Genomic DNA, 6,676 nt, shown 5'->3' with positions numbered 1-6,676 from the left:
GCACCTATGGTGGGTTTCAGGTCGGCGCCCCCGCCCCCGCCCCAACGGTTGTCCAGCAGTACTACTACACGGTCGACCCGGCGAACCCGGCTGGCTCGAAGACCTGTGTCTGGCGCGTGGAAGTCACGGACAACGCCGGCACCTGCACCGCGCAGGTCTTCTTCGGTACCTACGGCGGCGCCCTCTGCACTGTCGACGAGGCCCAGTCGTCCATCGACCCGGTCACGTGTCAGACGCAGGTCGTCACCAACATGCAGTGAGTTGAATCGCGTTCCACCAGGGTCTCTCCGGGAGACCCTGGTGGTGCGTGCACCGTCATCGGCGGTCGGCACGGCTCCAGCGGAACGTCAGCCCGGCATGGCCGGCGGGCGGGCGGCTCCCACCCCTCAGGCCCAGGGGAAACTCGAGGCCCCCCTCTGCTCGCACTTCGAAGGAGGGGCTCAAGCGAAACCCGATCCCCAGGGAGCCCCCTGGTGAGAGCAGCAGGTTCGATCCATTGAACCGCCCTTGAAAGGCGGTGAGCGGTCCCGCGAAGGCGCCTGTCAGCGATGCGCCACCGGTCAGAGTCCACGCGCGGCTCAGCCGATAGTCGAGCAGCGTCTGCGCGCCGAGCCGGAGATTGACGGGCTCCGTGTAGTTGTTGGTGACGGGCACGTACCAGATTCCCGCGCTCGGAGCGACGGACCACGTCCACCGGGACTGCTCGAGGAGCCGGTGCCGCGTTCCAAGCTCCAGGCCCAGCAACGTGAGGCGGCCGCCCCAATCCCAGTTCTCGCCAGCGCCCTTGCGGAAGGTGAGCTCGGGGCTGGGGAGGTACGCCTGTTCCCGCCCACGCTCGAAGGCCAGCGCGTTCAATGAAACGCCGACCTCTGTCGTCCCAACGGGGGTTGTCGCGGCGCGGATGTTCCGCGCACCGCTCAGACAGCCAGAAGCCAGAACGAGCGTCCCGCCCACCCATAGTGCCCGCGCGCCGAAGCCTCGCATCATGGGGGCCATGCGAACCGCACCCAAACTGGATGGTGGTCGCTCCCCGCGGGGCGCCGGTCCACGCCGCGCTCCAGCGGAGCGAGCCCCTGGGCGAAGACGAAGTCGAGCGGGAGGCCGCCAATCACGGAGTCCACCGTGTCCCCCACGCCTTCCGAGGCCCATTGGAAGTCCCGCTTGGAAAACAGCTTCACCATCTGCCTCAGGCTTCCCGGGTCCGAGGTATTGAAGTCACCGGCGATGACCTGCACGGGTCCCGTTCCCTCCATCGCGTCGATGATGGTCTCCGCCTGGTCCAGCCGCCCACCAAGCCCGACGATGGGCGTGGCGTTGTGCACGGAGGCCGTTTGAACCAGGGTCCCACCGATGTCCAACGTCGCGAGGACCGCGATACGGCGGCGCTGATGGTACGGGTCGTCATGAGGAAGGTGGACTTTCCGGTCCGCGACGATGGGCCACCGGCTCAACAGCGCGTTCCCGAAGTCGTCGTCGTCCACCTGTACGGAGGCAGGGTAGTAGACGTAGGCCAACCCCAGCTCACTTGCGATGCGGTCGACGGACGCTGCGTCCATCTCCTGCATCGCGATGACATCCGCCCCCGCGAGCGGAGGCCTCGAGAGCGCGGTGATGGCCTCGGTGACCTTTTCGGCGAAGGACAGGTTGAACGTCACCACGGTGATGGAAGCGGGCGCCTGGGAGGCGACGGTACCAGGCTCCCGATGGTCGCCGCTGTACCGGGGGCCGCCCTCATCGGTGTAGTTCTCCGCGAGCGGGCATCCCGTCAGGAACGCGAGCAGGAGAAGCGCCCACGGCGGCGCGATACGCAGCCGTTGGAGGTAGTCAGGCTGCCAGACGCCTTCTCTGGCGCCAGGCGCCTCCGCCGCGGCGTCGCGTGCGTCGTTGCATTTCAAGGACCCGTGCATCGCGCCACTGAACGAAGCAGCGCCCCAGAGATTCCTTCCACCACAGCGCCGACACCGCACCGCTCCCTCCAACGGGCGCAGAGCAACAGAGGGAGTGAACGCCTTGATGGAGCAACCGCCTCATGGCCCAAGCCAACCAGGCAGCCGGATGCGGTGCTTGCAGAGATGCACTCAGCCATCTGCGGAGTGAGGCCAGCCCTCCACCTCGCTCGCGGCGGCACGAATCACCGCAAGTACGGCACGGAAGCGGGGCATCAGCGGCCAGGATGCCGTTGACGCCCCGCCCTTCCCGCCTACTTCTTGGAGCTGCTGCGCAGGTACCGGTAGAACTCGGACTCGCCGCCCAGGAACAGCGACGTGGAGCTGTCCACGACGTCCGGGTAGGCCTCCAGCGTCCGCATGAACTGGTAGAACTCCGGGTCCCGGCCGAAGGCCTCCGCGTAGATCTTCGTCGCCTCGGCGTCCGCCGCGCCGGTGACGTCCTGGGCCTTGCGGTAGGCCGCCGAGCGGATCTCCTTCAAGTCACGCTCACGCTGGCCCCGGACCTCCGCCGCGCGGCCCATGCCCTCCGAGCGGGAGCGCTCGGCGATGCGCTTGCGCTCGGAGATCATCCGCTCGAACACCTTCACCTGGACCTCGTCCACGTAGTTGATGCGGCGGATCTGCACGTCGACCAGCTCCACCCCGAACTCCTTGACGATCTCCGCGGCCCGCAGCCGAATCTGGCGAGTGAGCTTGTCCCGGCCCTGGGCGACCTGCTCCAACGACTCCGCCCGCTCCGTCTCGGCGGTGTACTCGTCGTCCTCGAAGGGACGGTTGGTGGAGCGGACCGCCTCGATCAGCGCGAACGACGCGATGGTGTTGCGCGTTTCGCCGTCGATGATGTCGTCGAGCCGGGACTGCGCGTTGCGCTCGTCCCGCAGGCGCTGGAAGAAGCGCAGCGGGTCCACGATGCGCCAGCGACCAAAGGTGTCCACCCAGATGTACTTCTTGTCCTTGGTGGGAATCTGGTTCGGGTCACCGCGCCAGTCCAGCCACCGCTTGTCGAAGCGGTTCACCGTGTCGACAAAGGGCATCTTGAAGTGGAGTCCCGGGTCCACGACGGACGCGCCCTTCGGCTCGCCGAACCGGGTGATGACGGCCTGCTCGTGCTCGCTCAGGGTGTAGGTCGCGGAGAAGCCCAGTACCACGGCCAGGACGGCCAATACGCCAAGGGGAATGACAAGGCGGCTCATCGGCGGCCCTCCGTCTGGCTCGCGCTCCCGGACACCGCGGGGTCGGTCGCCTGCATGTTCAACAGCGGAGTGAGCCCCTTGACGGACTCATCCAAGACGACCTTCTGCCCGGCGCTCCGGAGCACCTGGCTCACGGTCTCCAGGTACATGCGGCGGCGGGTGACGTCCGGCGCCTTGCGGTACTCCTCGTAGACGCGAGCGAAGCGGTCCGCTTCACCCTTGGCGCGGTTCACACGTTCAATGGCATAGCCCTCGGCGCTGCGCAGCGCCTCCTCGGCCTCGCCCTTCGCGCGGGGGATGACGCGGTTCAGCTCGGCATAGGCCTCGTTGATGACGCGCTCCTTCTCCTGGATGGCCTGGTTCACCTCGTTGAAGGACGGCTTCACCGGGTCGGGCGGGTTCACGTCCTGGAGGACCACCTGCTGGATGTCCACGCCCGTTTCGTAGCGGTCCGCCAGGTCCTGGAGCAGCAGCTTGGCCTGGGTGGCCACCGCCTGGCGGCCCGTGGTGAGGACCTCATTCACCGAGTGGTCTCCCACGACGGCCCGCATCGAGGCCTCGGAGATGTCCCGGAGCATGCCCTCCACGTTCTTCACCTTGAAGAGGTACTTGTACGGGTCCTTGATCTTGTACTGGACGATCCACTCCACCACCGCGACGTTGAGGTCACCGGTGAGCATGAGCGACTCGCGCTTCGTGTCCGATGACTCCGCCGCATAGGCAGAGCCCACGCGCGAGCGGGAGGCCTCCGTGCGGAAACCGAACTCCGCCTTGAGCTGACGCTGCACCGGGACCTTCACGATGCGGTCCACCCAGAAGGGCATCCGGAAATGCGGGCCCGGCTCCACCGTTCCCACGAAGCGCCCCAGCCGGAGGATGACGCCCACTTCGTCCGGCTCCACCTGGGCGTAGCTGGTCATCAGCCCCACCAGCAGGAACAGGCCAAACACCGCGAACAGGATGCGGCGCCCTATTCCAGGCCCCAGTTGCCGCCGAAGCTCACGTAGGACGTCTGACGGCTCCCGCCCTCGTGGGTCGGAATTCATGACGCGAGGATTCCATGACATCCATCCGTCTTCCCCCGTACAGGCTGCTCATGCAAGGGGCGCCGCGAGAATTCCAGCCAGCCGGGCACCATGCGCAGCGCTCACGCGCTTGACCGGTATGGGCACGTCACTCCGGTCACTTCGATTGCCGCTCCACGGCACGCTCATTAGGGAAGCCGCACCTGCCAGGGAGGAATCCGTTGAGGGACCTGACCAACCGACGAATCGTGCTCGCATCCCGGCCCGAAGGCCGGCCCACACGGGAGAACTTCCGCATCGAGGACGTCTCCGTACCGGAGCCCGGCGAAGGTGAGCTCCTGCTGAAGGTCCAGTACTTGTCGCTGGACCCGTACATGCGAGGCCGGATGAGCACCGCGAAGTCGTACGCCCGCCCACTGGACCTGGGCGAGGTCATCGTCGGCGGCACCGTCGCCCGCGTCGTCCGCTCCCGACACCCGGGCTACGCGGAAGGCGACGTCGTCCTCTCCTACTCGGGCTGGCAGACCTATTCGCTGTCCAAGGGTGAAGGTCTGCGCAAGCTCGACCCGGCCGCCGCCCCTGTCTCCACCGCGCTGGGCGTGCTCGGCATGCCGGGATTCACCGCCTACTCGGGCCTCTTCACGATTGGACGGCCTCAGCCCGGTGAGACGGTGGTCGTCGCCGCGGCCAGCGGTCCTGTCGGCGCGACGGTGGGGCAGTTGGCCAGAATCAAGGGCGCACGCGCGGTGGGCATCGCGGGCGGACCGGAGAAGTGCGCGTACGTGCGTGACGAGCTCGGCTTCGACGCCGTCGTGGACCACCGCGCTCCGGACTTCGCCGAGCGTTTGAAGGAAGCCTGCCCCAAGGGCGTGGACGTGTACTTCGAGAACGTGGGCGGCGCGGTCTGGGACGCCGTCTTCCCGCTCCTCAATCCGTTCGCGCGAGTCCCCGTCTGCGGCCTCATCGCCTGGTACAACAGCACGGGTCCCTTCGAGGGCCCGAACCGGCTGCCCCTCGTCATGCGCGACGTGCTCTCCAAGAGCCTGACGCTGCGAGGCTTCATCCAGACGGAGTTCGTCAGCCAGCTCCCGGATTTCTACCGGGACATGAGCGCATGGGTGCGCGAGGGACGCGTGCGCTACCGCGAGGACATCGTCAACGGGCTCGACCATGCGCCCGAGGCCTTCGTCGGGCTGCTGGAAGGCCGCAACTTCGGCAAGCTCGTGGTGAAGGTGGACGCAACGGCATGACGGCCGACGCGTGAAGCGCCGCCTGCGTGCCCGGAACACTCAGGCACGCAGGGGCAAACTGGCTCAGCTCGGCTTGGCCCGCACGGACTGGAAGGCCCGCGTGGCGCCCGTCACCAGCAGAACGATGAGGCCACCCGCGATGATGCCGGCCACCGCGTTCATCAGAGACGGCACGAGCGCGCCCAGCAGCCCGCCAACGCCTGGCACCGCCGCAACCGCGGCGGTCGAGTGCTCGATGAAGTGATGCAGGGGCGCGATGCCGTGCGTGAGGATGCCGCCACCCACCATGAACATGGCGGCCGTGCCCACGATGCCGAGCCCCTTCATCAGGTACGGCGCGGTGGCCAGGATGCCCTGGCCCAGGCTCCGCTTGAGCCCGCCCTCCGCCTTCATCAGGTAGAGCCCCGCGTCGTCGAGCTTCACGATGCCCGCGACCAGGCCGTACACGCCCACCGTCATGAGGAGGGCGATGCCCGTCAGCACGGCGACCTGCATCCCGAAGGTCGCGGCGGTGAGCGTTCCGAGCGAGATGACGACGATTTCGGCGGACAAGATGAAGTCGGTGCGGATGGCGCCCTTGATCTTGTCCTTCTCCATGGCGACCAGGTCCACCGACGGGTCCGCCACTGCATTGATGCGCTCCTGCTTCTGCGCCGCCTGCTCCTCCTTGCCGTGCAGGAACTTGTGGGCCACCTTCTCGAAGCCCTCGAAGCACAGGAAGGCGCCACCCAGCATCAGCAGCGGGGTGATGGCCCAGGGCGCCAGCGCGCTGATGGCCAGCGCCGCGGGCACCAGAATCGCCTTGTTGACCATCGAGCCCTTGGCGACGGCCCAGACGACGGGCAGTTCGCGGTCGGCGCTGACGCCGGAGACCTGCTGGGCATTGAGGGCGAGGTCATCCCCCAGCACGCCAGCGGTCTTTCGGGTCGCGACCTTCGTCATCGCCGCGATGTCGTCCAGCAGGCTGGCAATGTCATCAATCAGGGTGAGGAGGCTGCTTCCGGCCACGTGGTTCGTCCTGGTGTAGAGGGCACGGGCGCGTCTCGAAGACGTCCCAAACCCTGGATATAGCCTGGATTAAGCGCGTCCACGCGGCTTCGAAAGCCACTCCCCCGGCTTTTCCCCCACCCCACCGCCATCCTCTTTTCCCTGGGTTCACCGAACAGGGCTGTAAGCAAGCGCGCTGGACCTGGCCGGCCGGATGGGGCATGCGTGAGGCCCACCCGCAACCCGAGCCCCACCCGGCCCGGCCATCCCGC

The 6,676-nt window shown here is 67.5% G+C and carries 6 protein-coding genes and 1 pseudogene; 2 read left to right on the top strand and 5 right to left on the bottom strand.

Annotated elements, in window-relative coordinates; genetic code table 11:
* Window positions 1-260: pseudogene (locus FMP39_RS20450) on the top strand (hypothetical protein); the annotation flags it as partial.
* Between the two features lie 55 nt (window positions 261-315).
* Here the strand turns inward: FMP39_RS20450 and FMP39_RS20445 are convergent.
* The 4 genes from FMP39_RS20445 to hflK form a co-directional block, all read right to left on the bottom strand.
* Window positions 316-987: a hypothetical protein gene (locus FMP39_RS20445; RefSeq protein ID WP_228558167.1), complete on the bottom strand. Its 672-nt coding sequence runs from the start codon at window positions 985-987 to the stop codon at window positions 316-318.
* A complete protein-coding gene (locus FMP39_RS20440) occupies window positions 984-1,907 on the bottom strand; it encodes an endonuclease/exonuclease/phosphatase family protein (protein ID WP_141592001.1) in 924 nt (307 codons plus the stop codon). Before FMP39_RS20440 ends, FMP39_RS20445 begins: the two co-directional genes overlap by 4 nt.
* A gap of 293 nt (window positions 1,908-2,200) precedes the next feature.
* Complete coding sequence (gene hflC / locus FMP39_RS20435) at window positions 2,201-3,142, bottom strand: protease modulator HflC (protein ID WP_011553221.1); 942 nt, start codon at window positions 3,140-3,142, stop codon at window positions 2,201-2,203.
* Window positions 3,139-4,209, bottom strand: coding sequence for an FtsH protease activity modulator HflK (gene hflK / locus FMP39_RS20430; RefSeq protein ID WP_141592000.1), 1,071 nt, complete (start codon window positions 4,207-4,209; stop codon window positions 3,139-3,141). The genes hflC and hflK overlap by 4 nt, the downstream gene beginning before the upstream one ends.
* A gap of 161 nt (window positions 4,210-4,370) precedes the next feature.
* On the opposite strand from hflK, the gene FMP39_RS20425 reads away from it, so the two are divergent.
* The gene (locus FMP39_RS20425; protein ID WP_141591999.1) at window positions 4,371-5,417 is read left to right on the top strand and encodes an NADP-dependent oxidoreductase; all 1,047 of its coding nucleotides are present in this window, start codon (window positions 4,371-4,373) and stop codon (window positions 5,415-5,417) included.
* 63 nt (window positions 5,418-5,480) lie between these two features.
* Here the strand turns inward: FMP39_RS20425 and FMP39_RS20420 are convergent, their stop codons facing one another.
* Window positions 5,481-6,425: a DUF808 domain-containing protein gene (locus FMP39_RS20420; RefSeq protein WP_141591998.1), complete on the bottom strand. Its 945-nt coding sequence runs from the start codon at window positions 6,423-6,425 to the stop codon at window positions 5,481-5,483.
* Between the last annotated feature and the right edge of the window lie 251 nt (window positions 6,426-6,676).

The sequence above is a fragment of the Myxococcus sp. AB056 genome (assembly GCF_006547365.1).
GTDB lineage: Bacteria > Myxococcota > Myxococcia > Myxococcales > Myxococcaceae > Myxococcus > Myxococcus virescens.
This window is presented reverse-complemented; position numbering and strand designations above follow the sequence as displayed.